This window comes from Thiobacillus sp. 65-1402 (genome assembly GCF_001897685.1).
In the GTDB taxonomy this organism is placed as follows: Bacteria; Pseudomonadota; Gammaproteobacteria; order Burkholderiales; family Thiobacillaceae; genus Thiobacillus.
Genome location: NZ_MKUG01000204.1, coordinates 1 through 17140 on the forward strand (window position 1 = coordinate 1; position 17140 = coordinate 17140).

Consider the following 17140-nt stretch of genomic DNA (forward strand, 5'->3'; position numbering starts at 1 on the left):
CCATCCGCTCTTGAAGGACACCGGCCTGTTCGATTATTTCGAGCTGATCCTGTCCGGCGACACGCTGCCGAAGCGCAAGCCCGACCCGCTGCCGCTCTTGCACGCCTGCGAGGTGTTCAAGGTGCAGCCGGCCGAGCTGCTCTTGATCGGCGATTCGCTCAACGACACCCAGGCCGCGCGCGCCGCCGGCAGCCCGGTGTTCTGCGTGCCCTACGGCTACAACCGCGGCCGCCCGGTCGCCGAGCTCGACCTCGACGCGGTGGTGCCGAGTCTCGCCGAGGCGGCGAAGATGGTGGTTAAGGCGTGAGCCTAGGGACTAGGGACTGGGATCTAGGGACTAGGGGACGCGCCCAGTGGGCGCGATGGTGACGCTGCGCGTCGCTTTCCTTCCCCGGTCCCTAATTCCTAACCCCTAGCCCCTAATCATGACTGAACAAGAATTCTTCGAACTCGCCCGCCAGGGCTTCAACCGCATTCCGCTGGTGCGCGAGATGCCCGGCGATCTGGAAACGCCGCTGTCGGTGTATCTCAAGCTGGCCAATGCGCCCTATGCCTACCTGCTCGAATCGGTGGTGGGCGGCGAGCGTTTCGGACGCTACTCCTTCATCGGCCTGCCGGCGCGCACCATCCTCCGGGTTCGCGCCCACCTGCTGACGGTGGAAACCGACGGCAGGGTGGTCGAGGAGCATACGCTGTCCGACCCGCTGGCTTTCGTCGCCGATTTCCAGGCGCGCTTCAAGGCCGCGCCGCTGGCCGGGCTGCCGCGCTTCACCGGCGGGCTGGCCGGCTACTTCGGCTACGACACCATCCGCTACATCGAGAAGCGGCTGGCCGACAGGCGCAAGGACGACGTGCTGCATACGCCGGACATCCTCTTGATGCTGACCGAGGAGCTGGCGGTATTCGACAACCTCGCCGGCAAGCTCTACCTCATCGCCCATGCCGACCCGATGCAGCAGGATGCCTATGCGCAGGGCCATCTGCGTCTTGCCGAACTGGCCGAGAAGCTGCGTGCGCCGGTGACGCTGCCGGCCGAACCGCTTGCCGATGTGGCCGAACCGAGTTCCGAATTCGGCGAGGCCGAATTCAAGGCGGCGGTGCAGAAAGCCAAGGACTACATCGCCGCCGGCGACATCATGCAGGTGGTGCTCTCCCAGCGCATGGCACGGCCGTTCGCCGCCTCGCCGCTGTCGCTGTACCGCGCGCTGCGCAGCCTGAACCCGTCGCCCTACATGTTCTTCTACGATCTCGGCGGCTTCCACATCGTCGGTTCGTCGCCGGAAATCCTGGTGCGGCTCGAAGGCGACCTCGTCACCCTGCGTCCCATCGCCGGCACCCGTCCGCGCGGGCTCACGCGCGAGGACGACCAGCGCCTCGCCGAGGAGCTGCTGGCCGATCCCAAGGAATGCGCCGAGCACCTGCAGTTGCTCGACCTGGGGCGCAACGACACCGGGCGCGTCGCCGTTACCGGCTCGGTCCGCGTCACCGAGAACATGCAGATCGAGCGCTACTCGCACGTCATGCACATCGTCTCCAACGTCGAGGGCAGGCTGCGGCCGGGCCTCGCCGCGCTCGACGTGCTGCGCGCCAGCTTCCCGGCCGGCACCGTGTCGGGCGCCCCCAAGGTGCGGGCGATGGAAATCATCGACGAACTGGAACCCAGCAAGCGCGGCATCTACGCCGGCGCGGTCGGCTATCTGGGGTTCAATGGCGACATGGACCTGGCGATCGCCATCCGCACCGCGGTGGTGAAGGACGGCATGCTGTACGCGCAGGCGGGCGCCGGCATCGTCGCCGATTCGGTGCCCGACAACGAATGGATGGAAACGCTCAACAAGGCACGCGCCGTCGTCCGTGCGGCCGAGCTGGCCCAGGCGCGCTTCGCGACCCGGGTCGAGTGAGCGGGATCCCGGGGGCTGCGCCGCGATAACGCGGCATCAGACGGCGTCTTATCCCGCGCGGCGGCGCCGCCCGTCGTCGCCGTGGTCCGGGCCGTGTCGCCTTCTCGCGCCTTGCCCAGCGAAACAATCCATCTGCTATCCAGTCACGCCGTTGCGGAAGCCGACCGCTAGCTCAGGCCATAGCGTTTCAGCTTGCGGTACAGCGTGCGTTCGGTGATGCCGAGCGCGGCGGCGACCCGGCTGCGATGGCCGGCGTGCGCGTCGAGCAGGGCGCGGATGTGGCTGCGCTCGATCTCGGCCAGCGGCTGCGTGCCCGCACCCGGCTGCTGCGGCAGTGCCGCCACAGGCAGATGCAGGTCGGCGGCGCGGATCACGCCGTCCTGGCAGGTCAGCACCGCGCGCTGCAGCAGGTTGCGCAGTTCGCGCACATTGCCGGGGAATTCGTATGCCTGCAGCGTGGCCAGCGCGGCCGCATCCAGCCGGCAGGCACGGCGGCTGCCGGCCAGGCGCTGGAGCAGGAACGCCGCCAGCGCAGGGAGGTCTTCGCGCCGCTCGCGCAGCGCGGGCAGGGTCACGTCGATGCCTGCCAGCCGGTAATACAGATCGAGCCGGAACCGTTTCTCGTCCACCTCGTCCAGCAGCCGGCGATTGGTGGCCGATACCAGCCGCACGTCGGCGTTCAGCGTATGGGTGCCGCCGACGCGGCGGAATTCGCCGGTTTCCAGCACCCGTAGCAGCTTGGCCTGCAAGCCCAGCGGAATCTCGGCCACTTCATCCAGGAACAGCGTGCCGCCGTCCGCCAGTTCGAACAGCCCTTTCTTCAGGCCGCTGCTGCCCGAGAAGGCGCCGCGCTCATGGCCGAACAGTTCGCTTTCGAACAGGGTTTCCGGCACGGCGGCGCAGTTGATCACGATGAAGGGGCCGCCGGCTCGCGTCGAACGGGCATGAATGAAGCGCGCGGCGAGATCCTTGCCTACCCCGCTCTCGCCATACAGCAGGATCGAGGCCTCGCTGTCGGCCACCCGTGCGAGATTGTCCACGCAGGCCAGGAACGCCGGGGATTGTCCCACCATCTGCATGGCATCGCAGTCGGTGCCGACGCTGGCTTCCAGCGGAAAGAGCTGTTCGCCCAGATAGCGCTCGCCATTCACGCCGCGCAGGGCATGCCCGCGTATGCGGGTGCGCTCGGGTTGGTCGCCGGCATGGAAATGGGTGTGCAGCACCTCGACCGCTTCGCCGTGGTCGAACAAGGCCTGGTGCGGACACTGTTCGCCGTTTTCGTGGCAGGGGCGCGATGCGTGGTGCGACACGGCGTAGCAGTGCCGGCCGACGATGGCGCCGGGCGTCACGCCGTAGGCTTCGCCATAGCGCTGATTCGCCGCCACGATGCGGTATTCGCGATCGATCACCACAAAGGGCTGGTCGTTCGCGTCGATGAGATCCTGCAGTTCGATATGGGGCATGGCTGCAACCGGGTCATGACTTCCGCGGAGCGTGGCATGACAATATGGTCATGTCAAACCGCGCGGACCTCGCCAGCGCCCGAATCCAGGCGCATCGAATGCTGGCGTGGTGCTTGCTTATCCAGTTGCTAAGCTAAATGGGATACCTCGACAGGAGACAGCAATGGCACATATCGTAATTCTGGGTGCGGGCGTGGGCGGCATGACGATGGCCTACGAAATGCGTGAACAGGCGCGGGCCGAAGACAAGGTCACCGTGATTTCCAACCTGCCGTATTTCCAGTTCACGCCGTCCAACCCCTGGGTAGGGGTCAACTGGCGCAAACGCGACGACATCACCCTGCCGGCCGCGCCCTACCTCAACAAAAAAGGCATCGATTTCATTCCGGTCGGCGCCGCGCGCGTGCACCCCGAACGCAACCAGGTCGAACTCGCCGATGGCCGGGCGGTGGACTACGACTTCCTTGTCATCGCGACCGGACCCAAGCTGGCGTTCGACGAAGTCCCGGGATTGGGCCCGGAAGGGCATACCCAGTCGGTGTGCCAGGTCGAACACGCCGTCGCCGCAGGCCAGGCCTGGGAACGCTTCGTGCAGGAGCCGGGGCCGATCGTGGTCGGCGCCGTGCAGGGGGCGTCCTGCTATGGGCCGGCGTATGAATTCGCCATGATCATGGACACCGACCTCAGGCGACGCAAAATCCGCGACCGCGTGCCGATGACCTACGTCACCGCCGAGCCCTACATCGGCCATCTGGGCCTGGGCGGCGTCGGCGACTCCAAGGGCATGCTGGAATCCGTGATGCGCGACCGCCACATCAAGTGGATCTGCAACGCCAAGGTCAGCAAGGTCGAAGCCGGCAAGATGTTCGTCGCCGAACACAACGAGAAAGGCGAGGTCGTCAAGGAACACGAATTGCCGTTCGCCTACTCGATGATGCTGCCCGCATTCAAGGGCATCGACGCCGTATTCGGCATCGAGGGGCTGACCAATCCGCGCGGTTTCATCACCATCGACGCCTTCCAGCGCAATGCCAAATTCCAGAATGTCTATTCGGTGGGCGTCTGCGTCGCCATCCCGCCGGTCGAGGCCACGCCGGTGCCGACCGGAACGCCGAAAACCGGCTACATGATCGAATCCATGGTCACCGCGACGGCGCGCAACATCCGCGCCGTGCTGGATGGCCGCGAACCCACCGAGAAAGCCACCTGGAATGCCATCTGCCTGGCTGATTTCGGCGATACCGGCGCTGCCTTCGTGGCGCTTCCGCAGATTCCGCCGCGCAACGTCAACTGGTTCAAGGAAGGCAAATGGGTGCACCTGGCCAAGGTCGCGTTCGAAAAATACTTCATGCGCAAAATGAAGAAAGGCTCGACCGAACCGCTGTACGAGAAATACGTGCTCGGTCTGATGGGCATCAAGAAGCTCAAATGACTCTCCCCGGACTCCTCCTTTAAAGCGCCTGCGGGCGCTTTTTTTCGCGCCCCGGGCGACGCCCTAAAGCAGGCTTTCGATCGCCGGGAAGAGCGCGCGTTCCTCGAACCGCACATGGGCGGCGAGACGTTCGCCGAAGCGCGCCAGGGCCCCGGCATCGTTACGCTGCAGGCCGTCGAGCAGCCCGCGCAGCAGGCGATGGTCTTCGAGCGTGCGCTGCACGAGCAGCTGGGTGTCGGCGCTGCGCAGCAGCGGCAGCAGCGCGTGTTCCTCGGTGTGGAAGTGTGGGTCCAGTTCCAGCCGGAATGCGTGGACGGCCCGCTCGCAGGCTGTGTCGACCTGCGCCGCGTCGCCCGACCGTGCGGCCCGCTCGCAGAATCTGGCCAGCGTCAGAGCGGCGTGGTGTTCGCGCGAGAGGGGTTGCAGGAACGGGCTGCGCTTCATGCGGCGTGCGGGTCAGGGCCGGCGGCGTGCTGCGCCGGAACGCGGTGCCTGGGGGGCTGGAGCGGATGTCGCGCGTTCGTGTCGCGGCCGTTCGCCGGCCCGCCCCGCGCGTGCGCCGCGAATGACGCTGGCGATCGTGCCCAGAATGAACAGTACCAGCGCGGCGGCATTCAGCAGCCCACCGAGGCTGCGCAGATCGGGCTGGGCGAGGCCGTCGCCGGCGAGGCGCAGCAGCAACGAGGCGTGCAGCACCAGCAGGGGCAGGTAGAAGGTCCAGTGGTATGGCATCTTCACCCGCACGACGGCAGGAAAGATCACCGGCGCGTGGCCGAACACCATCGAGAACACGAAGCCGATCAGGATGGCATGCAGCACGGCGTCGTAGGCGAGGCCGGCGAGGCTGCCGGCGACGAGCAGCGTGACGCTGCCGACGGCGAGCCAGGCGTAGCCGGAGAGCAGGCATACCGCGATGAAGCGGGTCAGCCCCTGCGTCTTGACCGTCCGCCGCGCGATGTCCTGGCGCAGCAGCCACAGTGCCAGCGCGAGCAATCCTGCGGCATACAGCGTGACGCCCGCAGGGTGTCCGGTGAGGAATCCGCCCGCCAGGAGCACCACCAGGATTCCTGCAAACGTCCGTTTGGCCGTAGGGGAGGGAGGCAGGAAGCGGGACAGTTCGAGGCGTTCGCCCGCGATGGTCAGCACCAGGAAATTGACCCACAGCGCCACCACGCCCTGCAGCGGGGTGCCGGCGAGCCACAGCAGATTGCCGACCAGCCAGCTGAGGGCGCCGAGCGTCATGGTCGCCATGAAGAGTGCACGCTGGCGCAGCATGAGTAGCGCCGTGCCGGCGAAGAGCACGGCACTGCCGAGCGTGATCGCCGCAGCGCCGATGGCAGGGGGGGAGCCGGCCAGAATGGCCAGGCTGCCGAGGCCGGTCAGCAGCGGGCCGGCATACGCCCAGCGGTGCCCCATGGCGACGGCGCGCTCCAGCCCGATGACGGTGCCGAGGAACCCGGACACCATCAGCGGGCCGTGCAGCGGTGCCAGTTCGGCCATGGACAGCGGCATGTTCCAGCCGAGCCGGGCGAGGCCGGCCAGCACCCCCGACGCCAGCGCGGCGAAGCCCAGCATCAGGAGCGGCAGGCGGAACGGGACGCCGAGGTCGCCGGTACGCATGGCCTTCCCGCCTCAGGCGCAGCAGGACGCGATGCGGTCGATGCGCACCCGCCACACGTCCGGGCCGCTTTCCAGATATTCCCACCTGAACTCGCCACCGTATTGCGCCAGGAACTGGTCGTAGAGCGGCTTGAGGTCGTGGTCGTTGAGCAGCAGCAATGCCTCGCCGGGAAGCAGCCTGGAGAAGGTGCCGAAAATCAGGGAGTGGCGGTCGCGTGGCGCGATGGTGCGGACATCGACAGTGGTTTGCGGGGTGGTCGTCATGGGCGTTCTCCTGCGGTTGCGAGTGGGGTCAACTCCAGCCGAAATGGTCGCGCGCGTGCGCGCTCATCCGGTCCGGGCTCCAGGGCGGGTCCCATACCAGGGCGAGCTCGATTTCGACGCCGGCCGGCGCCAACGCCTCCAGCGCGTGCTGGGCATCCTCGAGGATCATCTCCCCCATCGGGCAGGCCGGGGAGGTCATGGTGAGGTCGACGTGCAGCCGGGTCGGCGTGACCTCCACGCCATACACCAGCCCGAGGTCGACGATGTTCATGCCGACTTCCGGGTCGTCGACCCCGCGCAGTGCGGCGCGAACGTCTTCTGTAGTGATTACGACAGAATGCTGCGGCATCGCACGCTCCATGAAGTTGCATTTGAAATACATGTTTAATTTAGCACCCGGGGGCAGCGAAAACAATTTATGAAATTACTGCTTCCGGGAATCCTCCGTTTGCGGGCGGCAGGGTGGACGGCGGCTCGCGGCGACGTGCCCTCCAAGGGTTTATAGCGTGCCCGATATGGGCGACAATGGCGGTTTTCGCGCCTTCCGCCCAGCGCCCCCGGTTTCGATGGACATCCCCCATCCGCTGCCCGGAGCGTGCGCCGTACGGAATTTTAAGGATAGCCGCAGCATGCTGCTGATGATCGATAATCATCATTAGCATCCAGCGAAGTCCAAGCAAGTCCGATACCCAAGACAAATGCCAGTATCGGCGCGGGTTTGAAGGCCATCAATAACCAGCATTGTCCATTGTAATCCGGCAAAATTGCGGGTATCGTAGCGGGTATCGATTCCCTGATACCCGCAGCCATGCCCCTAACAGACGCGAAAATCCGCACCACGAAGCCCGCAGACAAGCCGCAGAAGCTTGCAGACGGCGGCGGGCTGTACCTTGAGGTTCGACCGACCGGCGCGAAGCTTTGGCGCTATCGCTACCGCATCGCAGGCAAAGAAAACGTATTTGCCATCGGCGACTATCCGAACATCGGACTTTCAGACGCACGCGAACTGCACCGCAAGGCGCGGGGCTTGGTCGAACAAGGCATTCACCCTTCGCACAATCGGCAGGCCGAACGGCTGGCGAACAACGCCGCGAACGCGAACACCTTCGAAGCCGTGGCCCGCGAATGGATGGCGAAGAAGTCGGCAGGATGGACGCCCTACTATCTGCGGCAAGTCGAAAACTTCCTTTCGGGCGACGTGTTCCCGTATGTGGGCAAGCTTCCAATTCGCAGCGTAACGGCTGCGCACTTGCTGGAAATCATCCGTCGCATTGAAGGCAGGGGCGCTGAAACGGTCGCCCTGTTGGTGCGGCAATGGTCTTCGGCCATCTTCCGCTATGCCGTCGCAACGCTTCGCGCTGATAGCGACCCCGCCGCAGCCCTGAAAGGCGCGATTCATCGCCCGAAGGTCGAACACCGCAAGCCGCTATCCCGCGAACAAATCGCCGAATTTGCGACCGCGCTTGATGAATACGGCGGGTATCGAACAACCGTCATTGCGTTGCGCCTGATGTTGCTTACCTTCGTTCGAACCGTCGAACTTCGAAAGGCTGAATGGTCGGAATTTGACCTAGACCGGGCCGAATGGCGGATACCCGCAGAACGAATGAAGATGCGCGAACCCCACATAGTCCCGCTATCCCGGCAGGCCGTCGAATTGCTGCGCGAACTGCATACCCACACTGGCGGGCGCGGCTTGTTGTTCCCGAACTACCGTAACCCCAAAGAGTGCATGACGGCGACAACCCTTAACCGGGCGCTTGAGCGCATGGGCTTCAACGGCAAAGACAGCATCGGCTTTTCGGCGCATGGCTTCCGGGCGACCGCTTCGACCATCCTTAACGAAATGGGGTATCGGCCCGACGTAATCGAACGCCAGTTAGCGCACGCCGAACGCAACAAGGTTCGCGCCAGCTACAACCAAGCCGAATACATGGAAGACCGCCGAACCATGATGCAGGAATGGGCGGATATGGTCGAAAACATGATGAAACCGAAGGAAGGGGCCGAACAATGACGAAATACGCTATCGAAGACGGCTTGCCAATACCCGCACCTAATCCGGGTGGAAGACCGCCGCTTGAACGTTTAGCCGAACGCGACGAAAAGATATTGAACGAACTTGCGCAGGGCATGGAATTTGACGAAGTTATAGAAGCAAACATGCCCGATTATTTGCCGCGTGGTTCCGAAAATTGGCACCAATACAAAAAAGATTTGAAGAAAAGAATAACGAATAAAATCAACAGCCTGTCGAAGTAAAATCGAATAGGTTATTCCCCGTGACGGCCTAACTTGGCCGACCTAGGATTGCATCGTCATTCAACGGACGGGAGCAATCCAAAATGAACCAACTTCCTGAAACGGGCTTTCTTCGCCTGTCGCAAATCATCGGCAACCCTGCAAAGGGCATTCCGCCGCTTATCCCGGTCAAGAAATCAACATGGTGGGCGGGCGTCAAAACCGGGCGCTTCCCGCAGCCCGTCAAGCTTGGCCCGCGCGTTACCGCATGGCGTGTTGAAGACCTTCGCACCTTCATTGCATCGGCATAAGGGGGCGTAGCAATGGCAGACGCCAGCATTCAAGCGCCGAACTTCGGATTTGACGCGCCAACAGTTGCCGACGAACAGGCAGCAATGCGCGAAATCATTTCGCACTTGTTACCCAAAAAAGAAGAAGACGTGCGAATGGTCGCCGCTGCACTGAAAACGCACGGCCCGAAGTTCGAAAGCGCCTTTCTTGAATGGGCGACGCCATACGGGCGCTACAAGGCGAAGGGATTGTGGGCAAAGGTTAAGCCTGACCCTGACGCGATGACCGAAGTTATCGAACGGCAAGTAATCGCAGCCAATGACAAGTATCAGATTTTCGGCCCTGTCGAAATCAAAGCCCTGTCGCCGATTGAATGGGCAATTAAGGGCGTATTGCCGCGCCGTGGCGTAAGTATGATTTTTGGCCCAAGCGGTAGCGGTAAATCATTCGTAGCGTTGAATATGATTTACGCCATCGCCGAAGGGTCGGAATTCTTCGGGCGGCTGGCGAAGCAAGCGCCAATCCTTTACGTCGGCTTGGAAGGGCAAGCGGGTATCAAGAATCGCATTATCGCGATGGAACGGGCGCAGGGTCGCCCAATGCCCGAATTCATGCGCGTACTGCTGACGAACGCTTTCAGCATTACGAACCCGCAGCAAGTCGAAAAACTGGCGAAGGAGTGCCCACAAGGATGCATCGTCGTTATCGATACGCTGAATCAGGCCGCGCCGAATGCCGACGAAAACAGCAGCAAGGATATGGGCCTGATTCTGGCCGGGGCGAAGCGCCTTGCTGAATTGGTCGAAGGTAATTGCGTACTTATCCACCATAGCGGCAAGAACGCGCAGGCAGGCGAACGCGGGCATTCCAGCCTTCGGGCTGCGCTTGATTGCTCAATCGAAGTTAGCCGCAACGATGACCGCAGATCATGGAAGGTCGCCAAGGCCAAAGACGGCAAAGACGGCGAAGAACATGCCTTTCGCTTGGAAATCGTCGAAGTCGGGATGGATGAAGACGGCGACGCGGTTACGTCTTGCGTCGTAGTGCCTGACGAATCGCCAGTAGCGCCGGGCGCAAAGCCAATGAACAAGCTTCAAAAACTTGGCATGGAATCTTTCCGCGAAGCCTGCCGAACCAGCGGCGGCATGGACGAACAAGGCAACTTCACCGGATTGCATCGCGAATTGTGGCGACCCGTCTTCTATCGCATGTATGCCGATGCGCCAAGCGATGACGCGCGCCGAACCGCATTCAATCGCGTGCTGAAAGACCTTGTGAAGCGCCAAGAACTGACCGAACAAGACAACGTGTATCGGCTGGCCGGGCTGGCTGCGCAGCTTGTCGAAGCCTGCATAGCCAAGGTCATTCAAAAAGGCAGGCCTGGACAAAGCGAACAAGCGAACGAACGCGAACAACAACCGAACACGTTCGCACCGGGCTACCGAACGAACCGAACACACACCCTTTAGGGGTGTTCGCTGTTCGCCCCGGCGTTCGCTACTGACAGATTGAAATTTTCAGATTGGCCGGGCTGGCTGATTGTGGGCAACAGGCAACGAAGTTAAAGAGGAATCGAAATGGATAACCAAGAATATTTCAAAGACATTGACCGCGAAATTAAGAAGCTTGGATGCGTAACAACGTTGGTCATTCTCGAATCGAAGCGGATTGCCTACGAAGTATTCCGCGACGCCGAATTTTACCCGTCGGTTTTGCAAGTGCTGACGCACCTTACGGCGCAGCAATTGAACGTTTCCGACATTCAAGAGCATTACGCACAAGACGAAGTGCGCAGGCGCGTTAATCGCGAAATCGATGCCGCCCTATCTGCGCAACGTAAATGATTTTTGGAGCATACCCCCATGAATAACGACCAACTTTTGCAGCCCGAAGACGCGCAAGGCCGCGCCAGTGTTGAAGATGACGTGGCACCCCCCGTCCCCAAGCAATACGCACGCGCCAAGCTGGCAAGCGCAACCGACGTTAGCCGGGAACTGGCGAAGCTTTACCGCGAAGCCCGTAGCGGTCGAATCGACGTATCCGACGCAAGCCGCCTTGCAAACATGCTTTCGATTCTGGCCCGCATTCTGTCGGATAGCGAACTAGAAGCGCGTATCGAAGCTTTGGAACAGCGCGGGAGTTTTCACTAATGGCACGCTTCGGACTTAAAAACCGGCTGGCGAAGCTTGAAAACAAGCGATTCGCCGAATACGGAACACAACTTGCGGTCGAGTATGAATGCGATGCCAGCGGCACGCCCGCAGACGCTTTCATGCGCGATTGGCTATCAGGGGTTGCCCCGGCCAAGAAAACGCAACAGCGGGCCGATTTGACCCCTTCCCGGCCCATCTTCGCGCGGCGGGTAATCCTTGTGCCCACATTCAGCGATTGGGAAGCCGCGTGCCTTGCGCAACAGAAGGCATTGCAGGCCGTTTGCCGTAGCCGCACGAATGAACCGGCGCAGGTTGCCCCGCCTAGTGTGGGCAAGTCCGAAGCATTCACCGAAGCCGCACCACTTCAACCCGGAACAAAAAGGGGGCGATTTATAGAACTCGCAGATGGCCGAACGTTCGACCGGGAAACCGGCGAATTTTTGGAAGAAGCCGCCAAAGCCTTACCCGCAGGCGGTTTGAAAGCAATTTACCAACACTGACCGAAGGAAAAAATCATGGAAACAAAAGGCCGTTTTCTCGTAAATACCGAAGGCGCTAGTTCGTTCATGGAACTGGCAACAACTGAAACCGGCGGCAAAGCATTTTTGGGCGATGCCGAACAATACGATTCGCAAGTAGGGCCGGACATTACCGCCGCGCATATCACCTTGCGCGATGCTGCGAACAAGGTTGCCGCACTTGTCGAAGACCCGACCCGCACCGACGTTCAAAAGCATGAAGCCGCCGCAATTCTGGCAGAACGCACCGTTGCGCAACTGGCGAAGACGAAAGCGGCAATCGAAGCCCGCGCCGAAAGCCTTTACAACACTGGTCTAACGCAAGCGCAAATGCAGTTCGCACCAAGCGCCGAACGTGGCGCACTGGATAGCGAAATTCGGGCGTATATCCGCGAACAGGCCGGGAAGGGCGAAGGGCTTATGAAGATTCGGCAAGCGATGGAAGATAAAGCCGTTGCCGCCGTCGTCTTTCATTCGCCGTCGTTCCTGTTGGACATTGCGCCCGAAAACCATACGAAGCTTCGTTTTGAAGCGACCGAACGCCACGTTCCCGCCGCTTACAAGATGATGACCGACAGCGTAGCCCTTCGCGAACTTCCGGCGAAGTACGACAAGACGATTAGCGCCGTTCGTGGCAGCTTCTACCTGCCGACCGTAGCGGCCCAAGCTGCGAAGCGCGTTCAGGTCTGACCGAACCCAAGTGCCATTGGGGGACTTTTGCCCGGCCATCGTGCCGGGTTTTTTTTCGTCTAGCTACGGCGGTTTATACGAACGCCGATACGTGAGAAAATGCGCTTTTCGTCCGGGCAGTTCCCGACCGTCGGCGCAGGGTATCAAAAAAATTTGCGGGTATCCTAGCGGGTATCAAACCCGATCAGCAGGAACAAAGGCCTTGCAAATCAAGAGGATACAACGCTTATGCTGCTGATGATCGACAACTACGACAGTTTCACCTACAACCTGGTGCAGTATTTCGGCGAACTGGGCGAGGATGTCAGGGTGGTCCGCAATGACGAAATCGACCTCGCCGGCATCGCCGGCATGCGCCCCGACCACATCGTCGTCTCGCCCGGGCCCTGCACGCCCAACGAGGCGGGCGTGTCGGTGCCGCTGATCAAGGAATTCGCCGGCGCGATTCCCATCCTCGGCGTCTGCCTCGGCCACCAGAGCATCGGCCAGGCCTTCGGCGGCAGGATCGTGCGGGCGAAGGAGCTGATGCACGGCAAGACATCGATGGTCCATCACCTGGATGTCGGCGTATTCAGCGGCCTGCCGAATCCCTTTCGCGCCACCCGTTACCACTCGCTGGTGATCGAGCGCGAAACCCTGCCGGACTGCCTCGACATCACCGCGTGGACCGACGACGGCGAAATCATGGGGGTGCGCCACAAGACGCTGGCAGTCGAGGGGGTGCAGTTCCATCCCGAATCCATCCTCACCGAACACGGCCACGCCATGCTGGCGAATTTCCTGAAAGGTACCCGATGATCACGCCGCAACAGGCGCTCGCCCGGCTGGTCGAACAGCGCGAAATCTTCCACGACGAAATGCTGTCGCTGATGCGCCAGATCATGAACGGCGAACTCACGCCGGTGCAGATTGCCGGCATCCTCACCGGCCTTCGGGTGAAGAAGGAGACCGTGGGCGAGATCGCCGCGGCGGCCCAGGTGATGCGCGAGTTCGCCGCCAGGGTGCCGGTGCAGGCCAGCGCGAACCTGGTCGACACCTGCGGCACCGGCGGCGACGCCGCGCATACCTTCAATATTTCCACCACCGCCGCCTTCGTCGCGGCGGCGGCCGGGGCGCGGGTCGCCAAGCACGGCGGGCGCTCGGTGTCGTCGACCAGCGGCAGCGCCGATGTGCTGGAGGCGCTGGGCGTCAACCTCGACCTCACCCCCGAACAGGTGGCGGCGAGCATCGACGCCATCGGCATCGGCTTCATGTTCGCGCCGAAGTTCCACGGCGCGATGAAGCACGCCGCGCCGGCGCGCCGCGAGCTCGGCGTGCGCACGATCTTCAACATCCTCGGCCCGCTGACCAACCCGGCGGGCGCGCCGCACCAGCTGCTGGGGGTGTTCCACCCGGACCTGGTGGGCATTCTGGTGCGCGTGCTGCAACGCCTCGGCAGCCGTCACGTCATGGTGGTGCACGGCTCCGACGGCATGGACGAAATCACCCTCTCCGGCGAAACCCTGATCGGCGAACTGAAGGATGGCGAGGTCACGGAATACGCGATCCATCCGCGCGAGTTCGGCTTCGAGCCGTGCAGCAGCGACGTGCTCAAGGTGTGGGACGCGGCGCAGGCGAAGGACATGCTGCTCGGCGTGCTCGACGGCCTGCCGGGACCGGCGCGCGACATCGTGCTGCTCAACGCCGGCGCCGCCATCTATGTGGCCGACCGTGCCGCCACGCTGGGCGAGGGGATCGAACTGGCGCGCGAGGCGATCGCGAGCGGCGCGGCGCGCGAGCGGCTGCGGCAGCTGGTCGAGTTTTCCAACCGTACCGGGGAAGCGTGAGCGCCATGTCCGACATCCTCGAAAAAATCCTCGCCACCAAGCGCGTCGAAATCGCCGCCGGGCTTGCCAGCGTGCCGTTGGCCGAGATGCGGGCGCGCGCCGAAGCCGCTGCCGCCCCGCGTGACTTCGTCGGCGCGTTGCGCGCGAAGCTCGCCGCCGGACAGCCTGCTGTGATCGCCGAAATCAAGAAAGCCAGCCCCTCCAAGGGGGTGATCCGCCCTGACTTCCGCCCTGCCGAGATCGCGGCGAGCTACGAGGCGGGCGGCGCCGCCTGCCTGTCGGTGCTGACCGACCGCGACTACTTCCAGGGCAGCGCCGCGTATCTGGAACAGGCGCGTGCCGCGTGCACGCTGCCGGTGCTGCGCAAGGATTTCCTCATCGACCCCTACCAGGTCTACGAAGCGCGCGCGATGGGGGCGGACTGTATTTTATTGATCGTCGCTGCGCTGGAGCCGGCGCAGATGCAGGCGCTGGAAGCGCTGGCGCTGGAACTGGGGATGGCGGTGCTGGTGGAGTCGCACGACGCCACGGAACTCGCCGCCGCGCTGCAACTGAAGACGCCCCTGCAGGGCATCAACAACCGCAACCTGCGCAGCTTCGAGGTAAGCCTCGACACCACGCTGGCGCTGCTGCCGCAAATCGGCGATGACCGCATCGTCATCACCGAATCGGGCATCCTCGCGCCGGCCGACGTCGCGCGCATGCGCAGCCACGGCGTCAACGCATTCCTGGTGGGCGAGGCGTTCATGCGCGCCGCTGATCCGGGCGCCGAACTCGCCAGGCTTTTTGCCTGACGGGGTTCAGGTTGCAAGATGCAAGGAAAACCTTGTCTCTTGAGTCTTGAGTCTTGAGTCTTGAGCCTCGCGCAGCGTAGCTGCGTCGAGTCAGCGCTTGCCTCCGAACAGGCTGCCGAGCACGCCGCGAATGAGCGAGCGGCCGACCTGGCTGCCGATGGAACGGGCCGCGGATTTCGCCATCGCCTCGACCGCGCCTTCGCGGCGTCCGCCGCGTCCGCCCAGAATATCTCCCAGCACGCCACCGAGTCCGCCGCCGGCCGGCTGCTGGGCGGCGGTTTTGGCCTGCTGTTCCGCCTGGGCCTGCGCGGCCGCCGCCTGTTCGGCGCGCGCCTTGAGCATTTCGTAGGCGGATTCGCGGTCGACGCTCTTGTCGTAGGCGCCGGCGACCAGCGAGGTCTGCACCAGCTGCTGGCGCTGCGCTGCGGTGATGGGGCCGATCTGCCCCTGCGGCGGCACGATGTAGGCGCGTTCGACCATGCCAGGACGGCCTTTCTCGTCGAGCATGGACACCAGCGCCTCGCCGACGCCGAGTTCGGTGATGACGGCGGCCTCGTCCAGCGCCGGGTTGTCGCGCATGGTTTCGGCGGCGGCCTTGACGGCTTTCTGGTCGCGCGGCGAGAACGCGCGCAGCGCGTGCTGCACCCGGTTGCCGAGCTGCGAGAGGATCTTGTCGGGGACGTCGGCCGGATTCTGGGTGACGAAATACACGCCGACCCCCTTGGAGCGGATTAGCCGCACCACCTGCTCGATCTTTTCCACCAGCGCGTCGGGCGCGTCGGCAAACAGCAGGTGCGCTTCGTCGAAGAAGAACACCAGTTTCGGCTTGTCGAGGTCACCCGCTTCGGGCAGGTTCTCGAACAGCTCCGCCAGCAGCCACAGCAGCAGCGTGGCGTACATTTTCGGCGACTGCATCAGGCGGTCGGCCGACAGGATGTTGATGACGCCGCGCCCGCGATCGGTCTGGATCAGGTCGGCAATGTTGAGCATCGGCTCGCCGAAAATCCGCTCGCCGCCCTGTGACTCCAGCGCCAGCAGGCCGCGCTGGATGGCACCGATGGAGGCCGGCGACACGTTGCCGTAGTCGGTGGTGAACTGTTTGGCGTTCTCGCCGACGTAGGCCAGCATGGCGCGCAGGTCCTTCAGGTCGAGCAGCAAGAGGCCGTTGTCGTCCGCCACCTTGAATACCAGGTTCAGCACCCCGCTTTGGGTTTCGTTGAGGTCCAGCATGCGTCCCAGCAGCAGCGGCCCCATGTCGGATACCGTGGCGCGCACCGGATGCCCGGATTCGCCGAAAGGATCCCACAAGGTGACCGGATAGCCCTGATAGGCAAAGCCATCGAGCTTGAGCGACTCGACCCGCTCGGCCACCTTGGCGTTGCCGCCGCCGGGCTGCGACACGCCCGACAGGTCGCCCTTCACGTCCGACATGAAGCAGGGCACGCCGATTGCGGAGAACTGCTCGGCCAGCGTCTGCAGGGTGACGGTCTTGCCGGTACCGGTGGCGCCGGTGATGAGGCCGTGGCGGTTGGCCATCTGCGGCAGCAGATGGAGATCGGCGGTGGCGTTCCTGGCGATGAGCAGCGCTTCGGTCATGGTGCGGGTTCCTGATTCGTTGATGCAGGAATTTTAGCGAGTTCGGCGGCGCCCCGTGTCAAGCAATGTATAGAAGCGGTCGCTAATATCCCGGGTATCATCGCGGCATGATGAAAACAGGGGGAAACCGTGGCAACTGAGCAGCGAATGCATGAAATCGTCATTGTGGGCGGCGGTGCGGGCGGGCTGGAACTGGCCACCCGGCTGGGTGACAGGCTGGGCAGGAAGAAACGCGCAAACATCACGCTGATCGATGCCTCGCCTTCGCATCTGTGGAAGCCGCTGCTGTACGAAGTCGCCGCGGGCAGCCTCGATTCCTACGCCGAACGGCTGGAATATCTGGCGCAGGGC

The 17140-nt window shown here is 63.2% G+C and carries 21 protein-coding genes; 15 read left to right on the forward strand and 6 right to left on the reverse strand.

The annotated features are described in order from the left end of the window. Both BGO62_RS15055 and trpE read left to right on the forward strand, forming a co-directional pair. The coding region (locus BGO62_RS15055; protein WP_296643984.1) for an HAD-IA family hydrolase at positions 1 to 307 on the forward strand (307 nt) is incomplete at its 5' end. A 118-nt stretch (positions 308 to 425) separates the two neighbouring features. Next, complete coding sequence (trpE, locus tag BGO62_RS15060; protein ID WP_296643987.1) at positions 426 to 1901, forward strand: anthranilate synthase component I; 1476 nt, start codon at positions 426 to 428, stop codon at positions 1899 to 1901. Positions 1902 to 2068: 167 nt separating this feature from the next. Here the strand turns inward: trpE and BGO62_RS15065 are convergent, their stop codons facing one another. Further along, positions 2069 to 3364 carry a sigma 54-interacting transcriptional regulator gene (locus BGO62_RS15065; protein ID WP_296643989.1) on the reverse strand — a complete coding sequence of 432 codons (1296 nt, stop codon included), beginning with the start codon at positions 3362 to 3364 and terminating at the stop codon, positions 2069 to 2071. A 163-nt stretch (positions 3365 to 3527) separates the two neighbouring features. Between BGO62_RS15065 and BGO62_RS15070 the strand changes: the two genes are divergently transcribed. Beyond that, positions 3528 to 4796 carry an FAD/NAD(P)-binding oxidoreductase gene (locus tag BGO62_RS15070; protein ID WP_296643991.1) on the forward strand — a complete coding sequence of 423 codons (1269 nt, stop codon included), beginning with the start codon at positions 3528 to 3530 and terminating at the stop codon, positions 4794 to 4796. A gap of 63 nt (positions 4797 to 4859) precedes the next feature. Here the strand turns inward: BGO62_RS15070 and BGO62_RS15075 are convergent, their stop codons facing one another. Genes BGO62_RS15075 through BGO62_RS15090 form a run of 4 tightly spaced genes read right to left on the reverse strand, consistent with a single transcriptional unit; the run spans position 4860 to position 7029 of the window. Continuing rightward, positions 4860 to 5240: a hemerythrin domain-containing protein gene (locus tag BGO62_RS15075; protein WP_296643992.1), complete on the reverse strand. Its 381-nt coding sequence runs from the start codon at positions 5238 to 5240 to the stop codon at positions 4860 to 4862. 12 nt (positions 5241 to 5252) lie between these two features. Continuing rightward, the gene (locus BGO62_RS15080) at positions 5253 to 6416 is read right to left on the reverse strand and encodes a hypothetical protein (RefSeq protein WP_296643994.1); all 1164 of its coding nucleotides are present in this window, start codon (positions 6414 to 6416) and stop codon (positions 5253 to 5255) included. Positions 6417 to 6428: 12 nt separating this feature from the next. Then, positions 6429 to 6680 (reverse strand): DUF2249 domain-containing protein, encoded by a 252-nt coding sequence (locus BGO62_RS15085; RefSeq protein WP_296643996.1) that lies wholly within the window; start codon positions 6678 to 6680, stop codon positions 6429 to 6431. Positions 6681 to 6708: 28 nt separating this feature from the next. After that, positions 6709 to 7029 (reverse strand): metal-sulfur cluster assembly factor, encoded by a 321-nt coding sequence (locus tag BGO62_RS15090; protein ID WP_296643997.1) that lies wholly within the window; start codon positions 7027 to 7029, stop codon positions 6709 to 6711. A gap of 459 nt (positions 7030 to 7488) precedes the next feature. Between BGO62_RS15090 and BGO62_RS15095 the strand changes: the two genes are divergently transcribed. From BGO62_RS15095 to trpC, 11 genes are all read left to right on the forward strand, one after another. Further along, a complete protein-coding gene (locus BGO62_RS15095; protein ID WP_296643998.1) occupies positions 7489 to 8697 on the forward strand; it encodes an integrase arm-type DNA-binding domain-containing protein in 1209 nt (402 codons plus the stop codon). Beyond that, positions 8694 to 8942, forward strand: coding sequence for a hypothetical protein (locus BGO62_RS15100; RefSeq protein WP_296644000.1), 249 nt, complete (start codon positions 8694 to 8696; stop codon positions 8940 to 8942). The genes BGO62_RS15095 and BGO62_RS15100 overlap by 4 nt, the downstream gene beginning before the upstream one ends. A gap of 83 nt (positions 8943 to 9025) precedes the next feature. Further along, a complete protein-coding gene (locus tag BGO62_RS15105) occupies positions 9026 to 9232 on the forward strand; it encodes an AlpA family phage regulatory protein (protein WP_296644002.1) in 207 nt (68 codons plus the stop codon). Positions 9233 to 9244: 12 nt separating this feature from the next. Beyond that, a complete protein-coding gene (locus BGO62_RS15110; protein WP_296644003.1) occupies positions 9245 to 10681 on the forward strand; it encodes an AAA family ATPase in 1437 nt (478 codons plus the stop codon). Between the two features lie 108 nt (positions 10682 to 10789). Then, the gene (locus BGO62_RS15115; RefSeq protein ID WP_296644005.1) at positions 10790 to 11056 is read left to right on the forward strand and encodes a hypothetical protein; all 267 of its coding nucleotides are present in this window, start codon (positions 10790 to 10792) and stop codon (positions 11054 to 11056) included. 18 nt (positions 11057 to 11074) lie between these two features. Then, the gene (locus BGO62_RS15120) at positions 11075 to 11362 is read left to right on the forward strand and encodes a hypothetical protein (protein WP_296644007.1); all 288 of its coding nucleotides are present in this window, start codon (positions 11075 to 11077) and stop codon (positions 11360 to 11362) included. Further along, on the forward strand, positions 11362 to 11865 hold the full coding sequence (locus tag BGO62_RS15125) for a hypothetical protein (protein ID WP_296644008.1): 504 nt from the start codon (positions 11362 to 11364) through the stop codon (positions 11863 to 11865). Before BGO62_RS15120 ends, BGO62_RS15125 begins: the two co-directional genes overlap by 1 nt. A 15-nt stretch (positions 11866 to 11880) precedes the next feature. Continuing rightward, positions 11881 to 12573, forward strand: a complete 693-nt coding sequence (locus tag BGO62_RS15130) for a hypothetical protein (RefSeq protein ID WP_296644010.1) — start codon at positions 11881 to 11883, stop codon at positions 12571 to 12573. A 228-nt stretch (positions 12574 to 12801) separates the two neighbouring features. Beyond that, the gene (locus tag BGO62_RS15135) at positions 12802 to 13371 is read left to right on the forward strand and encodes an aminodeoxychorismate/anthranilate synthase component II (protein ID WP_296644013.1); all 570 of its coding nucleotides are present in this window, start codon (positions 12802 to 12804) and stop codon (positions 13369 to 13371) included. After that, the gene (trpD, locus tag BGO62_RS15140; protein WP_296644015.1) at positions 13368 to 14399 is read left to right on the forward strand and encodes an anthranilate phosphoribosyltransferase; all 1032 of its coding nucleotides are present in this window, start codon (positions 13368 to 13370) and stop codon (positions 14397 to 14399) included. Before BGO62_RS15135 ends, trpD begins: the two co-directional genes overlap by 4 nt. Positions 14400 to 14404: 5 nt before the next feature. Continuing rightward, on the forward strand, positions 14405 to 15193 hold the full coding sequence (gene trpC, locus BGO62_RS15145; RefSeq protein ID WP_296644017.1) for an indole-3-glycerol phosphate synthase TrpC: 789 nt from the start codon (positions 14405 to 14407) through the stop codon (positions 15191 to 15193). Between the two features lie 90 nt (positions 15194 to 15283). Here trpC and BGO62_RS15150 read toward each other — a convergent pair whose 3' ends face one another. Then, positions 15284 to 16789: a helicase HerA-like domain-containing protein gene (locus tag BGO62_RS15150; RefSeq protein WP_296644018.1), complete on the reverse strand. Its 1506-nt coding sequence runs from the start codon at positions 16787 to 16789 to the stop codon at positions 15284 to 15286. 147 nt (positions 16790 to 16936) lie between these two features. Between BGO62_RS15150 and BGO62_RS15155 the strand changes: the two genes are divergently transcribed. Continuing rightward, positions 16937 to 17140 (forward strand): lycopene cyclase family protein (locus BGO62_RS15155; protein ID WP_296644020.1); only part of this gene is annotated, 204 nt, incomplete at its 3' end.

Excerpts from the sequence above, each read along its gene's own strand:
- BGO62_RS15115 (WP_296644005.1), top strand. The coding sequence starts at position 10,790 with ATGGATAACCAAGAATATTTCAAAGACATTGACCGCGAAATTAAGAAG.
- BGO62_RS15125 (WP_296644008.1), top strand. The coding sequence starts at position 11,362 with ATGGCACGCTTCGGACTTAAAAACCGGCTGGCGAAGCTTGAAAACAAG.
- trpC (WP_296644017.1), top strand. The coding sequence starts at position 14,405 with ATGTCCGACATCCTCGAAAAAATCCTCGCCACCAAGCGCGTCGAAATC.
- BGO62_RS15065 (WP_296643989.1), bottom strand. The coding sequence starts at position 3,364 with ATGCCCCATATCGAACTGCAGGATCTCATCGACGCGAACGACCAGCCC.
- BGO62_RS15075 (WP_296643992.1), bottom strand. The coding sequence starts at position 5,240 with ATGAAGCGCAGCCCGTTCCTGCAACCCCTCTCGCGCGAACACCACGCC.
- BGO62_RS15120 (WP_296644007.1), top strand. The coding sequence starts at position 11,075 with ATGAATAACGACCAACTTTTGCAGCCCGAAGACGCGCAAGGCCGCGCC.
- BGO62_RS15110 (WP_296644003.1), top strand. The coding sequence starts at position 9,245 with ATGGCAGACGCCAGCATTCAAGCGCCGAACTTCGGATTTGACGCGCCA.
- trpD (WP_296644015.1), top strand. The coding sequence starts at position 13,368 with ATGATCACGCCGCAACAGGCGCTCGCCCGGCTGGTCGAACAGCGCGAA.
- BGO62_RS15090 (WP_296643997.1), bottom strand. The coding sequence starts at position 7,029 with ATGCCGCAGCATTCTGTCGTAATCACTACAGAAGACGTTCGCGCCGCA.
- BGO62_RS15080 (WP_296643994.1), bottom strand. The coding sequence starts at position 6,416 with ATGCGTACCGGCGACCTCGGCGTCCCGTTCCGCCTGCCGCTCCTGATG.
- BGO62_RS15085 (WP_296643996.1), bottom strand. The coding sequence starts at position 6,680 with ATGACGACCACCCCGCAAACCACTGTCGATGTCCGCACCATCGCGCCA.
- BGO62_RS15070 (WP_296643991.1), top strand. The coding sequence starts at position 3,528 with ATGGCACATATCGTAATTCTGGGTGCGGGCGTGGGCGGCATGACGATG.
- BGO62_RS15150 (WP_296644018.1), bottom strand. The coding sequence starts at position 16,789 with ATGACCGAAGCGCTGCTCATCGCCAGGAACGCCACCGCCGATCTCCAT.
- BGO62_RS15130 (WP_296644010.1), top strand. The coding sequence starts at position 11,881 with ATGGAAACAAAAGGCCGTTTTCTCGTAAATACCGAAGGCGCTAGTTCG.
- BGO62_RS15100 (WP_296644000.1), top strand. The coding sequence starts at position 8,694 with ATGACGAAATACGCTATCGAAGACGGCTTGCCAATACCCGCACCTAAT.
- trpE (WP_296643987.1), top strand. The coding sequence starts at position 426 with ATGACTGAACAAGAATTCTTCGAACTCGCCCGCCAGGGCTTCAACCGC.
- BGO62_RS15135 (WP_296644013.1), top strand. The coding sequence starts at position 12,802 with ATGCTGCTGATGATCGACAACTACGACAGTTTCACCTACAACCTGGTG.
- BGO62_RS15105 (WP_296644002.1), top strand. The coding sequence starts at position 9,026 with ATGAACCAACTTCCTGAAACGGGCTTTCTTCGCCTGTCGCAAATCATC.
- BGO62_RS15095 (WP_296643998.1), top strand. The coding sequence starts at position 7,489 with ATGCCCCTAACAGACGCGAAAATCCGCACCACGAAGCCCGCAGACAAG.